General features: G+C 53.4%; 15 protein-coding genes and 3 tRNA genes. 6 read left to right on the forward strand and 12 right to left on the reverse strand.

Annotated elements, in window-relative coordinates; translation table 11 throughout:
- Positions 1-21: 21 nt before the first annotated feature.
- The 8 genes from C0560_RS06195 to nagB form a co-directional block, all read right to left on the reverse strand.
- A tRNA-Gln gene (locus tag C0560_RS06195) sits at positions 22-96 on the reverse strand.
- 23 nt (positions 97-119) lie between these two features.
- Positions 120-204 (reverse strand) — tRNA-Leu (locus tag C0560_RS06200).
- 9 nt (positions 205-213) lie between these two features.
- Positions 214-290: transfer RNA gene (locus tag C0560_RS06205), tRNA-Met, on the reverse strand.
- A 224-nt stretch (positions 291-514) separates the two neighbouring features.
- Entirely contained in the window at positions 515-2179 is a 1665-nt protein-coding gene (gene asnB, locus C0560_RS06210) for an asparagine synthase B (RefSeq protein WP_102104404.1), read from the reverse strand.
- Positions 2180-2429: 250 nt separating this feature from the next.
- Positions 2430-3182 carry an HAD-IIA family hydrolase gene (locus C0560_RS06215; protein WP_100777208.1) on the reverse strand — a complete coding sequence of 251 codons (753 nt, stop codon included), beginning with the start codon at positions 3180-3182 and terminating at the stop codon, positions 2430-2432.
- A gap of 47 nt (positions 3183-3229) precedes the next feature.
- Positions 3230-4450 carry an N-acetylglucosamine repressor gene (locus C0560_RS06220; RefSeq protein WP_248859837.1) on the reverse strand — a complete coding sequence of 407 codons (1221 nt, stop codon included), beginning with the start codon at positions 4448-4450 and terminating at the stop codon, positions 3230-3232.
- A gap of 8 nt (positions 4451-4458) precedes the next feature.
- A complete protein-coding gene (gene nagA, locus C0560_RS06225) occupies positions 4459-5607 on the reverse strand; it encodes an N-acetylglucosamine-6-phosphate deacetylase (RefSeq protein ID WP_102104165.1) in 1149 nt (382 codons plus the stop codon).
- Between the two features lie 55 nt (positions 5608-5662).
- Positions 5663-6463, reverse strand: coding sequence for a glucosamine-6-phosphate deaminase (nagB, locus tag C0560_RS06230; protein WP_100777205.1), 801 nt, complete (start codon positions 6461-6463; stop codon positions 5663-5665).
- Positions 6464-6794: 331 nt separating this feature from the next.
- On the opposite strand from nagB, the gene nagE reads away from it, so the two are divergent.
- The 4 genes from nagE to chiQ all read left to right on the forward strand — a co-directional run bounded on the left by nagE (position 6795) and on the right by chiQ (position 12875).
- Positions 6795-8813, forward strand: a complete 2019-nt coding sequence (gene nagE, locus C0560_RS06235; protein ID WP_123429265.1) for an N-acetylglucosamine-specific PTS transporter subunit IIBC — start codon at positions 6795-6797, stop codon at positions 8811-8813.
- A gap of 179 nt (positions 8814-8992) precedes the next feature.
- Positions 8993-10660 carry a glutamine--tRNA ligase gene (gene glnS / locus C0560_RS06240; RefSeq protein ID WP_248859838.1) on the forward strand — a complete coding sequence of 556 codons (1668 nt, stop codon included), beginning with the start codon at positions 8993-8995 and terminating at the stop codon, positions 10658-10660.
- Between the two features lie 441 nt (positions 10661-11101).
- Entirely contained in the window at positions 11102-12499 is a 1398-nt protein-coding gene (gene chiP / locus C0560_RS06245; RefSeq protein WP_100777201.1) for a chitoporin, read from the forward strand.
- A gap of 43 nt (positions 12500-12542) precedes the next feature.
- A complete protein-coding gene (gene chiQ / locus C0560_RS06250) occupies positions 12543-12875 on the forward strand; it encodes a ChiQ/YbfN family lipoprotein (protein WP_369804789.1) in 333 nt (110 codons plus the stop codon).
- A 106-nt stretch (positions 12876-12981) separates the two neighbouring features.
- On the opposite strand, the gene fur is transcribed toward chiQ, so the two are convergent.
- From fur to ybfF, 4 genes are all read right to left on the reverse strand, one after another.
- On the reverse strand, positions 12982-13428 hold the full coding sequence (fur, locus tag C0560_RS06255; protein WP_064325325.1) for a ferric iron uptake transcriptional regulator: 447 nt from the start codon (positions 13426-13428) through the stop codon (positions 12982-12984).
- A 294-nt stretch (positions 13429-13722) separates the two neighbouring features.
- Positions 13723-14253 (reverse strand): flavodoxin FldA, encoded by a 531-nt coding sequence (gene fldA / locus C0560_RS06260; protein WP_059178645.1) that lies wholly within the window; start codon positions 14251-14253, stop codon positions 13723-13725.
- Between the two features lie 157 nt (positions 14254-14410).
- A complete protein-coding gene (ybfE, locus tag C0560_RS06265; protein WP_102104162.1) occupies positions 14411-14698 on the reverse strand; it encodes a LexA regulated protein in 288 nt (95 codons plus the stop codon).
- A 128-nt stretch (positions 14699-14826) separates the two neighbouring features.
- Positions 14827-15600 carry an esterase gene (gene ybfF / locus C0560_RS06270; protein WP_123429264.1) on the reverse strand — a complete coding sequence of 258 codons (774 nt, stop codon included), beginning with the start codon at positions 15598-15600 and terminating at the stop codon, positions 14827-14829.
- 183 nt (positions 15601-15783) lie between these two features.
- Between ybfF and seqA the strand changes: the two genes are divergently transcribed.
- Together seqA and pgm are read left to right on the forward strand one after the other, a co-directional pair.
- On the forward strand, positions 15784-16326 hold the full coding sequence (gene seqA, locus C0560_RS06275; protein ID WP_100777197.1) for a replication initiation negative regulator SeqA: 543 nt from the start codon (positions 15784-15786) through the stop codon (positions 16324-16326).
- A 24-nt stretch (positions 16327-16350) separates the two neighbouring features.
- A complete protein-coding gene (pgm, locus tag C0560_RS06280) occupies positions 16351-17991 on the forward strand; it encodes a phosphoglucomutase (alpha-D-glucose-1,6-bisphosphate-dependent) (protein ID WP_248859839.1) in 1641 nt (546 codons plus the stop codon).
- The last annotated feature ends 92 nt before the right edge of the window (positions 17992-18083 follow it).

The raw sequence follows: 18083 nt of genomic DNA on the forward strand, positions 1-18083 counted from the left end.
GAACCGCTAAATCGAAGAAGATGGCTGGGGTACCTGGATTCGAACCAGGGAATGCCGGTATCAAAAACCGGTGCCTTACCGCTTGGCGATACCCCATCCGTGCAACGCGGAACTGGAAATGGTGCGGGAGGCGAGACTTGAACTCGCACACCTTGCGGCGCCAGAACCTAAATCTGGTGCGTCTACCAATTTCGCCACTCCCGCAAAAAAAGATGGTGGCTACGACGGGATTCGAACCTGTGACCCCATCATTATGAGTGATGTGCTCTAACCAACTGAGCTACGTAGCCATCTTTTTTTCGCGTTACCTTATCGGCGTTGCGGGGCGCATTATGCGTATAGAGCTTTGCAGCGTCAATACCTTTTTCAACGAAAATGGCCGGATTGTGACTGTTTGGTTAGGTTGCGAACAGCGTGGCCGAATAATCGGCAATTATTGGTTATTAATCGTTTTTGTTCAGCAAAACGCGAGGCATAAAAAAGGCCCCGAAGGGCCTGAGTACGATTCTGGCGATTACTTATAGGCCGACTGGTGAACCCCTACCGCGCGTCCTGATGGATCGTTCATGGATTTGAACGATTCATCCCATTCGATGGCTTTCGCTGAAGAGCAGGCCACTGACGGGCCGCCAGGCACACATTCTGCCGCGCTTGCGACCGGGAAAAGTTCTTCGAAGATTTCACGGTACAGATACGCTTCTTTCGAGCCAGGCGTGTTGTACGGGAAGCGGAAGCTGGCAGTTTCCAGTTGTTGATCGGAAACCTGCTTCGCCGCCACCTCTTTCAGGGTGTCGATCCAGCTGTAGCCCACGCCGTCGGAGAACTGTTCTTTCTGACGCCATGCGACGCTTGCCGGCAGGTAAGATTCGAAACATTCACGCAGGATATGTTTCTCCATTTTACCGTTGCCGCACATTTTATCCTGCGGGTTGATGCGCATGGCCACGTCGAGGAACGATTTATCGAGGAACGGCACGCGGGCCTCCACGCCCCAGGCGGACATCGCTTTGTTAGCGCGTGCGCAGTCAAACATATGCAACGCCTGCAGTTTACGCACCGTCTCTTCGTGCAGCTCTTTGGCGTTTGGCGCTTTGTGGAAGTACAGATAACCGCCAAACACTTCATCAGACCCTTCGCCCGACAGCACCATTTTAATGCCCATCGCTTTGATTTTACGCGACATCAGGTACATCGGGGTGGATGCGCGAATGGTGGTCACATCGTAGGTTTCGATGTGATAAATCACGTCGCGGATCGCGTCCAGACCTTCCTGCACGGTGAAGTGAATTTCATGGTGCACGGTACCCAGATGATTTGCCACTTCCTGCGCGGCTTTCAGATCCGGTGCACCTTCCAGGCCTACGGCGAAGGAGTGCAACTGCGGCCACCAGGCTTCAGAGCGCTCCCCGTCTTCCACGCGACGCGCAGCGAATTTTTTGGTGATCGCGGAGATCACGGAAGAGTCCAGACCGCCAGAAAGCAGCACGCCGTACGGCACGTCTGACATCAGGTGGCTTTTTACCGAATCTTCCAGCGCCTGACGCAGCGCGTTTTTGTCGGTGACGTTATCTTTCACCGCGTCGAAATCGAACCAGTCGCGCTGGTAATACTGACGGATTTCGCCGTCTTTGCTCCACAGGTAGCTGCCTGCCGGGAACTCTTTAATGGTGCGGCAAACCGGGACCAGGGCTTTCATTTCAGAGGCGACGTAGAAGTTGCCGTGTTCGTCGTGACCCATATACAGCGGGATAATACCGATGTGGTCGCGGCCAATCAGATAGGCGTCTTTTTCGCTGTCATACAGTGCGAAGGCAAACATGCCCTGCAGATCGTCCAGGAATTCGGGTCCTTTTTCCTGATACAGGGCAAGGATGACTTCGCAGTCGGAACCCGTCTGGAACGCGTAGCGATCGCCGTATTCCGCGCGCAGCGCCTGATGGTTGTAGATTTCACCGTTAACGGCCAGCGCGTGAGTTTTTTTCTCGTTATACAGCGGCTGGGCACCGGCGTTGACATCAACAATCGACAGACGTTCGTGAGCCAGAATTGCTTTATCGCTTGCGTACACGCCGGACCAGTCCGGGCCGCGGTGACGCATCAGGCGAGAAAGCTCCAGTGCTTTTTTACGCAGTTCGCCCGCGTCAGTCTTGATATCCAGTACGCCAAAAATTGAACACATAACCTTCTCCGTTAACCCTGTTGCAGTGTGATGTTGCTTGCTTATGAAAATGCCGCAAAACACGGTGTGCGCGCAAGACTTTTACGGGCGAAAACGCAAATAACGCAACAGTCATTGCTGAATGTTGAAAAAAGAGTATGCCGTGAGCAGATTTATTGATGATTATGCAAAGGATTGCGTTTTTTATTAGATGGCGTTGCGTTTTTAAGGCCTGAAAATGAGAAACCACGCTCAGCGGCGTGGTTTTTCGTCATATAACGTCGATTTCAGCAACCGACGGGTAAATCCAGCTCGGCCTGAACGGCATAGCGTCAATGTCATCCAGGGTGGAGACGCCCGAGAGCACAAGGATCGTTTCAAGCCCGGCCTGGAACCCAGCCAGAATATCTGTACGCAGGTTATCGCCGACAATCACCGTTTGCTCGGAGTGGGCCTGCATTTTGTTGAGCGCCGCGCGCACAATCCATGGGCTAGGTTTGCCTACCACGAAAGGTTTACGGCCAGAGATTTTCTCGATGCCCGCGCAGAGCGCGCCGCACGCCGGGTAATATCCGCGCCCGTGGGTATCCGGGTTGGTGGCAATAAAGCGCGCGCCTGTTGCCACGAAATAGGCGGCTTTGTGCATCATTTCCCAGTTAAATGAGCGGGTCTCACCCACGATGACGAAATCCGGGTTGACATCGGTGATGGTGAATCCGGCTTTATACAGCTCATGGATCAGCGCGCCTTCCCCGACCACGTAAGCCTTTTTCCCTTCCTGACGTTTCAGGAAGTCGGCGGTTGCCATGGCGGAGGTGTAAAACACGCTGTCCGGCACGTCGACACCGGCGGTGGCGAAGCGGTTGGCCAGATCCTGGCCGGTCTGCGACGGATAGTTAGTCAGCAGAACCAGCGGCATTCCCTTTTCCAGAATACGGTTCAGAAACTCAGCGGCACCGGGCACCGCAACGTTATCGTGCATCAGCACGCCGTCAATATCACAAATCACATTCTGAATGGTCATGGACTACCTGGCATCTCAAAAAAAGAAGGCGTAACTATAAAGGGCTGTTAGCTTTCCAGCAAACGCTGGAGCAGCAGACCGTTAAGCATGGCGCGTTTCACCAGCGCAAAAGCACCAATGGCGGAGCGGTGATCGAGCGTCGAGCGCACGACGGGCAGGTTCTGGCGGAAGGCTTTCAGCGCCTGAGTATTGATGCAGCCTTCGATGGCCGGAAGCAGCACTTTTTCCGCTTCGGTAATTTCACCGGCAATCACCACTTTTTGCGGATTAAACAGGTTGATTGCGATGGCGATGGTTTTACCCAGATGGCGGCCAACCTGCTCAATCACTTCGCAGGCAAGGGCATCGCCTTTGTTGGCCGCTTTGCAGATAGTGTTGATCTTGCAATCGTCCAGGGTGATACGGCTCTGGTAGCCCTGTTCAAGTAGATGACGCACCCGGTGTTCAATCGCTGCATTGGCCGCGACTGTTTCCAGACAACCGAAATTACCGCAGTGGCAGCGCTCGCCGAGGGGATCGACCTGAATATGGCCAATCTCACCGACGTTGCCATTACGGCCAATGAAAATGCGGCCGTTGGAGATGATTCCGGCCCCGGTACCGCGGTGTACGCGCACCAGAATAGAGTCTTCGCAATCCTGACTCGCACCAAAGTAGTGCTCCGCCAGCGCCAGGCTGCGGATATCGTGGCCGACATAACAGGTGACGTTGAAACGCTTTTCCAGCGCGCCGACCAGCCCCCAGTTTTCAACCGGGATATGGGGCATATAGCGAATCACGCCGCTCTCCGGGTCGACCAGACCTGGCAGGATCACTGAAATGGCGATCAGCTCGCGGATTTTACGCTGGCAGCTATCGATAAACTGCGCGATGGTATTCAGCAGCGCGTATTCCAGCGTCTCCTGAGTTCGTTCGGGCAGGGGATAGTGCTCTTCCGCCACCACTTTGCTGCTCAGATCGTACAGGGTGAGCGTGGTGTCGTGACGGCCAAGACGCACGCCGATGGCGTGGAAATTGCGGGTTTCGGTAATGATGGAGATGGCGCGGCGGCCCCCGGTGGAGGCCTGCTGATCGACTTCTTTGATCAATCCGCGCTCAATCAGCTGACGCGTGATTTTGGTCACACTGGCGGGGGCAAGCTGGCTCTGTTCGGCGATCTGAATACGCGAGATTGGACCATGCTGGTCAATCAGGCGATAAACAGCCGCACTGTTGAGTTGTTTAACGAGGTCAACATTACCAATTTGAGCTTGTCCGCCAGATGTCATACTTTTACTTACTCAGTGACGACCTCGTTACCATTAACGATGGTCTTAATAATTTTATAATCGCGCGTGAAGGCGGTGAGGTTAGCCACCATGCCCGGTGCGATACCGCCCAGCTGTTTGTCCACGCCGATCGCGCGAGCCGGGTAGAGTGTTGCCATACGCAGCACTTCATCCAGCGCAATGCCGCAATGTTCAACCAGGTTGCGAACCCCTTCGATCATCGTCAGCGCAGAGCCGCTCAGCGTTCCGTTCTCATCTACGCACAGTCCGTTGCGGTAGTATATTGTTTTACCAGCAAAAATGAACTGTTCAATATTTGCCCCTGCCGGTGCGGTAGCATCGGTGACCAGGCACAGCTTATCGCCTTTCAGGCGTTTCGCGTTGCGGATGTTGGTGTAATCCACATGCAGGCCATCAGCAATAATGCCACAGTAAACGTCCGGCTCATCAAGAATCGCACCGACCAGCCCAGGTTCGCGGCCCGTAATGTACGGCATGGCATTATAAAGGTGGGTCGCAAAGGTTATACCTGCGCGGAAACCGGTTTTCGCTTCGGCGAGTGTCGCATTGGAGTGACCCGCAGAGACGACGATGCCTGCCGCCGCCAGTTTGCTGATCACATCCGGCCCGGTCATTTCCGGGGCCAGCGTGACTTTGGTGATCACATCGGCGTTAGCGCACATGAAGTCGACCAGCTCGGGGTCTGGCTTGCGCACGTAATTCGGGTTGTGGGTGCCTTTCTTCACAATGTTCAGCCAGGGACCTTCAAGGTGCAGACCCAGCGCCTGATGCGGGTATTTCGCCAGGTATTCACGCATCACGCGGATACCTTGCTTCATCAGGTTGTCATCGGAAGTAATCAGCGTTGGCAGATAGCTGGTGCAGCCTGATTTCTCATTGGCTTTCTGCATGATCTCCAGCGTTTCAACCGTGACCGCCTCTGGCGTGTCATTGAACTGCACGCCGCCGCAGCCGTTAAGCTGGACGTCGATAAAACCGGGGGAGATGATTGCTCCATTGAGTGAGCGCTGTTCGATCTCTGGCGGTAATTCAGCCTGCGGGCAGACACGTTCAATCAGGCCATTGGCGATAACAATCGCATGGTCATCCAGAATTTCATGGCCGGTATAAATCCGACCGTGGGTTAAAGCGTACATAACGACCCCCGGTTTAAAAAATCGACCGCCTCTCAGGGAAGAGGCGGCTCATCAATTACAGACCTTTAATGTTTTCAGCTTCTAACTCGTTGAAGTATTTCAGCGTCTTCACTTTCAGTTCCATGGTAGACGGTTCATCGCACACCACAACGGCTTTCGGATGCAGCTGCAGGCAGCTGATGGTCCACATGTGGTTAACGTTGCCTTCAACGGCAGCTTGCAGGGCCTGCGCTTTCACATTACCCAGCACCAGAATCATCACTTCTTCGGCATCCAGCAGGGTGCCCACGCCAACGGTCAGGGCGTATTTTGGCACCTGGCTTACGTCGCCATCAAAGAAGCGAGAGTTTGCCACGCGGGTGTCATGGGTCAGGGTTTTAATACGGGTGCGAGACGCCAGAGAAGAGGCCGGTTCGTTGAACGCGATGTGACCGTCGTTGCCCACGCCGCCCATGAACAGGTTGATTTTGCCGTAAGAGCGGATTTTTTCTTCGTACTGGCGGCATTCTGCGTCAATATCAGGCGCGTTGCCATTCAGCAGGTTAATATTTTCAGCTGGGATATCAACGTGATCAAAGAAATTACGGTGCATGAAGCTATGGTAGCTCTCCGGGTGCTCCTTCGGCAGGCCGACGTATTCGTCCATGTTGAAGGTGACAACATGTTTGAAGCTAACCTGGCCTGATTTATGCATTTCGACCAGAGCTTTATACGCGGTCAGTGGTGTGCCACCGGTTGGCAGACCCAGAACGAAAGGACGATCGGCAGTAGGTTTGAACGCGTTGATGCGGTTAACGATATGGCGTGCAGCCCATTTACCGACTTGTTCAGCAGTCGCCAGGGGAATCAGTCTCATTGTTCACCTCTAAAGTTAAAGTTAAAAAAAGTGGGCGGATGGCGCGCCTTGACCTGAAATAAGCGTAACCTGGATCACGCGAGGCAGGGGGCAATCCGACTTGATTTTTTGAATGATAAAATAAGTTTTCACTGTTAGCCAGCAAAAGGGAGGGTTAATAACGATATTTGGTGACAAAACTCACAAAAAGTATGCATTTAATTTGCGATACGAATTAATTTTTCACACACTCAGAATGCCAGTGATTCATCAACTGTATCGATAAGTTAGTGACACAATAAAAAACAGCTGAGAACGTGCCTTAAACGGGGTCTCATAGGGGGAAGCACAAGTGAGTATTCTAGGTTATTTACAAAAGGTTGGCCGCGCACTGATGGTGCCGGTCGCCACGCTGCCGGCGGCAGCAATTCTGATGGGTGTGGGTTACTGGATTGACCCGGTTAGCTGGGGGGGTGATAACGCGCTTGCGGCGCTGTTCATCAAGTCCGGTTCAGCCATCATCGACAATATGTCTGTACTGTTCGCGATTGGTGTCGCTTATGGTATGTCCAAAGATAAAGACGGTGCAGCAGCACTGACCGGTTTTGTGGGCTTCCTCGTGTTGACCACACTCTGTTCTCCGGCCGCGGTTGCTATGATTCAGAAGATCCCGGTGGACCAGGTGCCTGCCGCGTTCGGTAAGATCAGCAACCAGTTCGTCGGTATCCTGGTGGGTATCATCTCTGCGGAACTGTACAACCGCTTCAGCGGCGTTGAGCTGCCGAAGGCGCTGTCGTTCTTCAGCGGTCGTCGTCTGGTGCCGATTCTGACCTCCTTCGTGATGATCGCCGTGGCGTTCATTCTGATGTACGTCTGGCCGGTGATCTTCGACGGTCTGGTGAACTTCGGTGAACACATCCAGAAACTCGGCTCTGCAGGGGCGGGTATCTACGCGTTCTTCAACCGTCTGCTGATTCCGGTCGGTCTGCACCACGCGCTGAACTCTGTGTTCTGGTTTGACGTTGCAGGTATTAACGATATCCCTAATTTCCTCGGCGGCGCACAGTCCATCGAAGCAGGTAAAGCGGTTGTCGGTATCACCGGTCGTTACCAGGCGGGCTTCTTCCCGATTATGATGTTCGGTCTGCCGGGTGCAGCGCTGGCCATCTACCACTGCGCACGTCCAGAGAACAAAGCAAAAGTTCTGGGTATCATGATGGCGGGCGCATTCGCGGCCTTCTTCACAGGTATCACCGAGCCGCTGGAATTCTCCTTCATGTTCGTGGCACCGGTTCTTTACGTTATCCACGCAGTGCTGACCGGTATCTCCGTATTCATCGCCGCATCAATGCACTGGATTGCAGGCTTCGGCTTCAGTGCGGGTCTGGTGGATATGGTTCTCTCTTCCCGTAACCCGCTGGCCACGCACTGGTGGATGCTGATCCCTCAGGGTCTGGTGTTCTTTGTGATTTACTACGTGGTGTTCCGCTTCACTATCACCAAATTCAACCTGATGACTCCGGGTCGCGAACTGGCTGTTGCCGGTAGCGAAGCAGATGGTCATGACGTGAATGTGAGCGGTGACAAAGAGCAGGATGTTGCAGGTCTGGCGCGTCAGTACATCGCCGCTGTGGGCGGTTCTGACAACCTGACCGGTATCGACGCCTGTATCACGCGTCTGCGCCTCAGCGTCAAAGATTCTTCTCTGGTTAACGAAGCACTGGCAAAACGTCTCGGCGCATCCGGTGTGATTCGTCTGAACAAAACCAGCGTGCAGATTATCGTGGGCTTCGTGGCAGAAAAAATCGCTAATGCCATGAAAACCACTGGCCCGGTAGCCGCTTCTGAAGCTGCACCTGTCGCCGCTGCCCCCGCTGCTGCTAAACCGCAGGCTGTTCCTAATGCCACCACCATCGCCGCGCTGGTTTCACCAGTCACCGGTGAAGTGGTTGCCTTGGAGCAGGTTCCTGATGAAGCGTTCGCCAGCAAAGCTGTCGGTGACGGCGTAGCCGTGAAGCCAACGGAAAAAACCGTGGTCTCTCCAGCAGCCGGCACCATCGTGAAAATCTTCAACACGAACCATGCTTTCTGCCTCGAAACCGAGAAAGGCGCTGAGATCGTGGTCCACATGGGTATCGACACCGTTGCCCTGGGCGGTAAAGGCTTCACGCGTCTGGTCGAAGAGGGTGCCGAAGTGGTGGCAGGTCAGCCGATTCTGGAAATGGATCTGGACTTCCTGAACGCCAATGCACGCTCCATGATCAGCCCGGTTGTTTGCAGCAATATCGACGACTTTAGCGGTCTGGTTCTCCAGGCGAAAGGTCAGGTTGTGGCCGGTCAAACGCCACTGTATGAGATTAAAGGCAAGTAATCGCTCCTGAGTAGAGTCATGCCTTAAGCGGCGGGGGATATCCTCCGCCGCTTTTTTTTGCAGCAATCCTCCCCAATATTCACTTCAAAGCCGTTTTTTGCATAACTAAAGGTTGTCACTACGTCCTGCTTATAAGATCATATGCCGTTATACGTTGTTTACGCTTTGAGGAATCCACGATGAGTGAGGCTGAAGCCCGCCCGAGTAACTTTATTCGCCAGATCATCGATGAAGATCTGGCTAGTGGTAAGCACACCACAGTTCATACCCGTTTCCCGCCGGAGCCAAACGGCTACCTGCATATTGGGCATGCGAAATCTATCTGTCTGAACTTCGGCATTGCGCAAGATTACCAGGGCCAGTGCAACCTGCGTTTCGATGACACCAACCCGGTAAAAGAAGACATCGAATACGTTGAGTCCATTAAGAACGACGTGCAATGGTTAGGCTTCAGCTGGTCTGGCGATATCTGCTACTCCTCGGACTACTTTGATCAGCTGCACGCTTACGCGATTGAACTGATCAACAAAGGCCTGGCCTACGTAGATGAGCTGTCTGCAGATGAAATCCGCGAATACCGTGGTTCGCTGACTGCGCCGGGCAAAAACAGCCCGTTCCGCGATCGCAGCATCGAAGAGAACCTCGCACTGTTCGAAAAAATGCGTGCCGGTGGCTTCGAGGAAGGTAAAGCCTGTCTGCGTGCGAAAATCGATATGGCATCGCCGTTCATCGTGATGCGTGATCCGGTGCTGTATCGCATTAAATTTGCCGAACACCACCAGACCGGCAACAAGTGGTGCATCTACCCGATGTACGACTTCACCCACTGCATCAGCGATGCGCTGGAAGGCATTACGCACTCTCTGTGTACGCTGGAATTCCAGGACAACCGTCGCTTGTACGACTGGGTGCTGGATAACATCACCATTCCTGTGCATCCGCGTCAGTACGAGTTCTCTCGTCTGAATCTGGAGTACACCGTGATGTCCAAGCGTAAGCTGAACCTGCTGGTGACCGACAAGCACGTTGAAGGCTGGGATGACCCGCGTATGCCGACCATCTCCGGTCTGCGTCGTCGCGGCTACACGGCGGCCTCTATTCGCGAGTTCATCAAACGTATCGGCGTGACCAAGCAGGACAACACCATTGAGATGGCCTCTCTGGAGTCCTGTATTCGCGAAGATCTGAACGAAAACGCCCCGCGCGCAATGGCGGTTATCGATCCCGTTAAACTGGTCATCGAAAACTACCCGCAGGGTGAAAGCGAGCAGGTCACTATGCCTAACCATCCGAGCAAGCCGGAAATGGGCAGCCGTGAAGTGCCGTTCAGCGCGGAGATCTGGATCGATCGCGCAGACTTCCGTGAAGAGGCGAACAAACAGTACAAACGTCTGGTGCTGGGCAAAGAAGTGCGCCTGCGCAACGCGTACGTGATCAAAGCTGAGCGCGTAGAAAAAGACGCGGAAGGCAACATCACGACCATCTTCTGCACTTACGACGCCGAGACCCTGAGCAAGGATCCGGCGGACGGACGCAAAGTGAAGGGCGTCATTCACTGGGTCAGCGCGGCACACGCACTGCCGGTTGAAATTCGTCTTTACGATCGTCTGTTCAGCGTTCCTAATCCAGGCGCAGCAGAGGATTTCCTGGCGACCATCAACCAGGAATCATTGGTCATCAAACAGGGCTATGCAGAACCTTCCCTGAAAACGGCCGAAGCAGGTAAAGCATATCAGTTCGAGCGTGAAGGTTACTTCTGCCTCGACAGCCGTTATGCAACCGCTACCAAACTGGTATTTAACCGTACCGTCGGTTTGCGTGACACCTGGGCCAAGATTGGCGAGTAAGCCTGGTCAATGAGAGACAAACGCCGCATAACGCGGCGTTTTTTTTGCTTATCGATCATGCTTTTACTTTTCGCGTCTATTTTTAACATTAAAATTACACGTCAATGAGCTGCTACTTATTTTTTTTAATAAAGTTTCGCGTAACGTGAAATAAGCGAAATTAAAGTATGTAAGCGCTATCAATTATCATTACCTACTGAATTTAACCATTTTTTTCTGATTAAGCCTTGTCCCGAGTGATATGTTTCAAATCACTACCAATTATGTGCACTTCGTCATAATCCTGCATTTTGCCCACTGAAAAGCATTGATAATTCGCGTCGCGAAAAATAGTCTAAAGGCGGTAGTTAATTCGAGGGTATTACAGACTACCCCTGACCATTTGGTCTTTTAGATTTTTCGCCGTTTAAGGCGCTTTTATTCGTCAAAGAGGAACAATCTATGCGTACGTTCAGTGGCAAACGTAGTGCGCTGGCGCTGGCTATCGCCGGTGTGACAGCAGTGTCGGGATTTATCGCGGCTCCGCAGGCTCAGGCAGCAGGCTTTATTGATGATTCAACGCTCACGGGCGGTATCTATTACTGGCAACGTGAACGTGACCGTAAAGACGTCACCGAAGACAAATATAAAACAAACCTTTCTCATTCCACCTGGAACGCCAACCTGGATTTCCAGTCCGGTTATGCCGCTGATATGTTTGGCCTGGATATTGCCGCGTTTACTGCCATTGAAATGGCGGAAAACGGTGATAGCGCACACCCGAACGAAATCGCATTCTCCTCCAGTAATAAAGCTTACAAAGAAGACTGGTCGGGCGATAAGAGCGGTATCAGCCTGTATAAAGCGGCGGCCAAATTTAAATACGGTCCGGTATGGGCGCGCGGCGGTTATATTCAGCCAACCGGCCAGACTCTGTTAGCACCGCACTGGAGCTTCATGCCGGGTACTTACCAGGGCGCAGAAGCCGGGGCGAACTTTGATTACGGCGATGCTGGTGCATTGAGCTTCTCGTATATGTGGACCAACGAGTACAAAGCGCCGTGGCACATCGAGATGGACAAGTTCTACCAGAACGATAAAAAGACGCGGGTGGAATATCTGCACTCACTCGGCGCGAAATATGACTTCAAAAATGATCTGGTACTGGAAGCGGCATTCGGTCAGGCAGAAGGCTACGTCGATCAGTACTTCGCCAAAGCCAGCTACAAATTCGATATCGTTGGCGGCCCGCTGACCACCAGCTATCAGTTCTACGGTACGCGCGACAAAGTCAGCGATGGCGGCGTAAACGATCTGTATGACGGCACCGCATGGCTGCAGGCACTGACCTTCGGCTACAAAATTGGTCAGGTAGATTTACGCCTCGAAGGAACTTACGTTAAAGCGGAAGGGCAGCAGGGCTACTTCCTGCAGCGTATGACGCCAACGTACGCCTCGTCTAACGGTCGTCTGGATATCTGGTGGGATAACCGTTCTGACTTCAACGCCGACGGCGAAAAAGCGCTCTTCTTCGGCGCGATGTATGACCTTAAAAACTGGAATCTGCCGGGCTGGGCGGTGGGCGCATCTTACGCCTACGCATGGGACGCGAAGCCAGCTGACATGGCGACGCCAGATGCTTACTACGATCCAAACTATCGTCTGAAAGAGTCTTCATACAGCCTGGATGCAATGTATACCCTGCAGGATGGTCGCGCCAAAGGCACCATGTTCAAACTGCACTTCACGCAATACGACAACCACTCCGATATTCCGAGCTACTCGGGCGGTTACGGCAACATCTTCCAGGATGAGCGTGACGTGAAATTCATGGTTATCGCACCTTTCACCATCTTCTGATGAACGATCTGGCGGGATCACTCCCGCCGGAATGGAGACCGACATGTTGAAGAAAATCGCATTCGTTGCTGTGCTGGCCGCAGGGCTGACCGCCTGCGCACAACCTCAGGCACAGAAAGAAGATTCTCGCCTGAAAGAGGCTTACAGCACCTGCATTAACACCGCTGAAGGCTCGCCGGAAAAAATCGAAGCCTGTCAGAGCGTACTGACGGTGCTGAAGAAAGAGAAAGCCCATGAGCAGTTCGCGACGCAGGAAAACATCCGCGTGATGGATTACCAGGCCTGCATTCAGGCGCGTAAAACCGGTAACGATCAGGAAGTGGCAAAACGTTGCGATCAGATCTGGAAAGAGATTCGCAGTAACAACGCACAGTAATTCGTTGTATTCAGCGCCCGGCCGCGAAAGCTTGCCGGGCGTTTTTGCATTTATTGCAGGCAAAAAAAAAGCCAACCGTCAGGTTGGCTCAGAGTTTGTAACACGATTATTTGGTATCGTGTGCGTGCTCGTTTTCGCGGCAATCGCCTTCAGCACAATGACCATACAGGTACAGGCTGTGGTTGGTCAGACGGATGCCATGTCGGGTGGCGATTTCACGTTGACGTGCTTCGATAGAGTCATCGCTGAATTCAATCACCTTGCCACAGTCGAGGCAGATCAGGTGATCGTGATGATGCTGTTGCGTCAGTTCAAAAACGGATTTACCGCCTTCGAAATTATGGCGGGTGACAATCCCGGCGTCATCGAACTGGTTCAGAACGCGGTATACGGTCGCCAGTCCAATCTCTTCGCCCATGTCGATCAGACGTTTGTATAAGTCTTCCGCACTGACGTGATGGTTGTCCGGCCCTTGCAGAACTTCCAGGATTTTTAAACGAGGAAGCGTAACTTTCAGGCCAGCCTTCTTTAATGCGGTATTGTTGTCAGTCATGCGGAATCTGTCCTGTTGCTAAACGATTCACTTCCTTAGAAGAAGTGACAGAAAATGCAGTTGGGATAATGCGTCTCATTATAGAACTGCCATGCCTAAATGAAAACTGCAAGTCTCAAGCAAAGTATGCTTATAAAAACGTGGTATCACCAACAAACTTGTTGGATGGCATCCACTTTAACCCGGGGACATTGTACAGGTATGAACACGAAAGTTAAAAATTTGTAGCAATTATTTTAATCGGTATTATCTATCAATGAGGTGCAACGTAGTCAGTTGCACCTCATCACTGCATTACGCGTTCAGGATGTCGTCGAGGTGCAGCTCTTCGCGGATCTGTTTTACCCACTTGTCGACGCGCTCAGCGGTCAGTTCTGGCTGACGGTCTTCGTCGATAGCCAGGCCGACAAAGTGGTCGTCATCCGCCAGGCCTTTAGAGGCTTCGAAATGATAACCCGCCGTTGGCCAGTGACCGACGATTGCCGCGCCGCGCGGTTCAATGATGTCGCGGATAGTGCCCAGTGCATCACAGAAGTATTCCGCGTAGTCTTCCTGGTCGCCGCAGCCGAAGAGGGCCACGAGTTTACCGTTGAAATCCACTTCTTCCAGCGTCGGGAAGAAATCATCCCAGTCACACTGTGCTTCGCCGTAGTACCAGGTTGGAATGCCAAGCAGCAGAATATCGTAACCTTCGAGATCCTCTTTGCTGCTCTTAGCAATGTCATGTACGTCGGCAACGTCTTTACCAAGCTGTTTTTGAATATTTTTTGCGATGTTTTCGGTATTACCGGTATCGCTGCCGAAGAAAATGCCGATGATTGCCATGAGTGAAATAACCTCTTGAAACTTAATGGTATGGTGGCGCAAATTGTCCACGGATAAGGGCAATCATAGCAGAACAGGGAAGTCTGCGGAAACAGCTATCACGCGGGACTGCACTCTGTGCTACATGAAAGGGACAATTGAGGGGATTTTCAGACGATCACCTGGTGCTGCGCCATGCCTGAAGCTGCGCCATCAGCATCTCTTCAATCAGCTCGCTGCGGCTGATCTCGCGGGCATCGGCCAGTTCACTTAAGGCGTCGGCCGCCTCCGCGTTGAGTTTCAGCTCGACGCGTTTAAGCCCACGACTTTTGTCGCGTTTCAGCTGATTGCGCTTATTGATGCGCAACTGTTCATCACGCGAAAGCGGATTGGTTTTTGGTCGTCCCGGTCGACGTTCAGTCGCGAACAGATCTAGTGTCGTGCGGTCCGTTTGTTCTTTGGCCATGATTCAGAGACTTCGGGGAAAACGAGCGGCCCTGCTATTGCCGGGGCGATGAGCGCGACATCATACATCACGGATACCTGCACGCCAACGACTGGTGGCCTGCGGGCAACCGGTCGCTGGCTTTTTAATCAAATCGCATTATCAGAGAGATAGCGACGGATCGCCCGCAGCACGGCTTCGGGTTTTTCAGCGTGAACCCAGTGTCCGGCTCCGGCGATCACATGCGCACGCGCCTGCGGGAATTGCGCCAGCAGCGTATCGCGATAGGCATCGGTGACATACGGAGAATTGCCGCCGCGAATAAACAGGGTAGGGTGTGGCCAGGCCGGAACGGTCTGCCAGCCGACAATCTGAGGATACTGATCCCACAGCACCGGCACGTTAAACCGCCATGCGCCATCAACGAAAGATTTCAGCAGGAACTGCACCACGCCTTCTTCATCCAGATGTTCACGCATGATGGCTGCGGCCTGCTGGCGTGTAGACACGCCGGCCTCGGTCACGGCATTAATCGCCGCAAAGATCTCGTCGTGGCGACGCACGTCATAATCCACCGGGGCGACATCAATCACCACCAGCTGATCGATACGCTCCGGTGCCAGCGCCGTCAGGGCCATCACCGCTTTGCCGCCCATGGAATGGCCAATCAGCGTTGCTTTTTCAATCTGATTCGCATCGAGAGTATCCAGCAGATCCTGGGCCATCGCGCTGTAAGTCATCTCCGGGCTGCGCTCGGAAAGCCCGTGGTTACGCATATCCACCTGCAAAATATCGCGATCGGCCACCAGATCGCGGGCCAGCACGCCCAGATTATCCAGGCTGCCAAAGAGGCCATGCACCAGTACGATGGGAGAATTATTGTTCGGCGATTGTGCAGATTGCGCTCGGCTATTCAATTTCATGGCAAAGTTCTTTTTTTACGTATGTCAGGTTAGGGTATTATGTTGACCATTCTGCCGCCCGGCTGCAAGGTTCCAGTTTAATCTGACTTTTGCCGCCACCCAGGTTTGACCCTATCCGCGGTTGGGATTAGCCCTTATAATCCCAACGACTTGTATTCAGATAAGATATTGCACTGGATTAAGATGAAAACAATCGAAGTTGATGATGAGCTCTATCAGTATATTGCCAGCCACACGCGACATATTGGCGAGAGTGCATCAGACATTTTACGGCGCATGCTGAAATTTTCCGCCGCCTCACAGCCTGCAACTCCGGTTTCTAAAGAGGTTCGTCAGCCAAATGTGGTCGCGGAAGCGAAAACAGTGGCACCGGTGAAAGACAAAGTCCGCGCGGTGCGTGAACTGCTGCTTTCCGACGAATACGCCGAGCAGAAAAAAGCGGTTAACCGCTTTATGCTGGTGCTGTCTACACTCTATTCACTGGATAACAAAGCGTTTGCTGAAGCCACTGATTCGCTTCACGGCCGTACCCGCGTTTACTTCGCGGGCGACGAACAGACGCTGCTTGCCAACGGCAATCAAACCAAACCTAAACATGTCCCTGGTACGCCGTACTGGGTCATCACCAATACCAACACCGGACGCAAATGCAGCATGGTCGAACACATCATGCAGTCGATGCAATTCCCGGCGGAATTGATTGAAAAGGTTTGCGGTACCATTTAACCCTTGCACAGGAAGGACCAGGCAATGGCAAATCACGATCGTGCGGGTCAGCCTGCACAACAAAGCGATTTGATTAACGTCGCTCAACTCACCGCGCAGTATTACGTACTGAAGCCGGAAGTGGGCAACGCAGAACACGCAGTGAAGTTTGGTACGTCTGGCCACCGCGGCAGCGCGGTGCGCCATAGCTTTAACGAACCGCATATTCTGGCCATTGCTCAGGCCATCGCGGAAGAGCGCGCTAAAAATGGCGTGACCGGTCCGTGCTATGTCGGGAAAGACACCCACGCGCTGTCCGAACCGGCGTTCATTTCCGTGCTGGAAGTGCTGGCAGCGAACGGTGTGGACGTCATCGTGCAGGAAGACAACGGCTTCACCCCGACGCCTGCGGTCTCAAACGCGATTCTGGTGCACAACAAAAAAGGTGGCGCGCAGGCTGACGGTATCGTCATCACCCCTTCGCACAACCCGCCGGACGATGGCGGTATCAAATACAATCCACCGAACGGTGGCCCGGCTGATACCAATGTCACCAAAGTGGTCGAAGACCGCGCCAACGCGCTGCTGGCTGACGGCCTGAAAGACGTAAAACGTATCTCTCTGGATGCGGCGATGGCTTCCGGTCACGTGAAAGAGCTGGATCTGGTTCAGCCGTTCATCGAAGGGCTGGCCGATATCGTTGATATCGCCGCGATTCAAAAAGCGGGCCTGAAGCTGGGCGTGGATCCGCTCGGTGGTTCCGGTATCGAATACTGGAAGCGCATTGCCGAATTCTACAAGCTGGATCTGACTATCGTTAACGATCAGGTCGATCAGACGTTCCGCTTTATGCACCTCGATAAAGATGGCGCAATTCGCATGGACTGCTCCTCCGAGTGCGCGATGGCAGGTCTGCTGGCCCTGCGCGATAAATTCGATCTGGCCTTTGCCAACGACCCGGACTATGACCGCCACGGTATCGTTACTCCTGCGGGCCTGATGAATCCGAACCACTATCTGGCTGTGGCGATTAACTATCTGTTCCAGCATCGCCCACAGTGGGGCAAAGAGGTGGCAGTCGGTAAAACGCTGGTCTCTTCCGCGATGATTGACCGCGTGGTGAATGATTTAGGCCGCAAGCTGGTGGAAGTGCCAGTGGGCTTCAAATGGTTCGTTGACGGTCTGCACGACGGCAGCTTTGGTTTTGGCGGCGAAGAGAGCGCGGGTGCATCCTTCCTGCGTTTCGACGGTACGCCGTGGTCGACGGACAAAGACGGGATCATCATGTGCCTGCTGGCCGCGGAAATCACCGCCGTCACTGGCAAAAACCCGCAGGAGCACTACAACGAGCTGGCGGCTCGCTTTGGTGCGCCAAGCTATAATCGTATTCAGGCCGGTGCGACATCCGCACAGAAAGCCGCGCTGTCTAAGCTCTCTCCAGAGATGGTGAGCGCTAACACGCTGGCGGGCGATCCGATCACCGCACGTCTGACGGCGGCACCCGGTAACGGTGCGTCAATCGGCGGTCTGAAAGTGATGACAGATAACGGCTGGTTCGCCGCGCGTCCGTCCGGTACGGAAGATGCGTACAAAATCTACTGCGAAAGCTTCCTCGGCGACGAACACCGTAAGCTGATCGAGAAAGAAGCGGTTGAGATTGTGAGTGAAGTGCTGAAGAACGCGTAAGTCTGCGGTCTGATCCCCTCAGCCGACAGGCGTGAGGAAAACATGAAAAACGGCAACCTCGGTTGCCGTTTTGCTTTTACCTCGCAGGCCCG

Origin of the sequence: Lelliottia sp. AC1 (genome assembly GCF_023278595.1) — a bacterium.
Classification (GTDB): Bacteria; Pseudomonadota; Gammaproteobacteria; order Enterobacterales; family Enterobacteriaceae; genus Enterobacter; species Enterobacter nimipressuralis.

Bases quoted from the DNA above. Each gene is read 5' to 3' on its own strand.
- asnB (WP_102104404.1), bottom strand. From the start codon at position 2,179: ATGTGTTCAATTTTTGGCGTACTGGATATCAAGACTGACGCGGGCGAA.
- pgm (WP_248859839.1), top strand. From the start codon at position 16,351: ATGGCAAATCACGATCGTGCGGGTCAGCCTGCACAACAAAGCGATTTG.
- chiP (WP_100777201.1), top strand. From the start codon at position 11,102: ATGCGTACGTTCAGTGGCAAACGTAGTGCGCTGGCGCTGGCTATCGCC.
- glnS (WP_248859838.1), top strand. From the start codon at position 8,993: ATGAGTGAGGCTGAAGCCCGCCCGAGTAACTTTATTCGCCAGATCATC.
- C0560_RS06220 (WP_248859837.1), bottom strand. From the start codon at position 4,450: ATGACATCTGGCGGACAAGCTCAAATTGGTAATGTTGACCTCGTTAAA.
- nagB (WP_100777205.1), bottom strand. From the start codon at position 6,463: ATGAGACTGATTCCCCTGGCGACTGCTGAACAAGTCGGTAAATGGGCT.
- ybfF (WP_123429264.1), bottom strand. From the start codon at position 15,600: ATGAAATTGAATAGCCGAGCGCAATCTGCACAATCGCCGAACAATAAT.
- fur (WP_064325325.1), bottom strand. From the start codon at position 13,428: ATGACTGACAACAATACCGCATTAAAGAAGGCTGGCCTGAAAGTTACG.
- C0560_RS06215 (WP_100777208.1), bottom strand. From the start codon at position 3,182: ATGACCATTCAGAATGTGATTTGTGATATTGACGGCGTGCTGATGCAC.
- ybfE (WP_102104162.1), bottom strand. From the start codon at position 14,698: ATGGCCAAAGAACAAACGGACCGCACGACACTAGATCTGTTCGCGACT.
- nagA (WP_102104165.1), bottom strand. From the start codon at position 5,607: ATGTACGCTTTAACCCACGGTCGGATTTATACCGGCCATGAAATTCTG.
- seqA (WP_100777197.1), top strand. From the start codon at position 15,784: ATGAAAACAATCGAAGTTGATGATGAGCTCTATCAGTATATTGCCAGC.
- fldA (WP_059178645.1), bottom strand. From the start codon at position 14,253: ATGGCAATCATCGGCATTTTCTTCGGCAGCGATACCGGTAATACCGAA.
- chiQ (WP_369804789.1), top strand. From the start codon at position 12,543: ATGTTGAAGAAAATCGCATTCGTTGCTGTGCTGGCCGCAGGGCTGACC.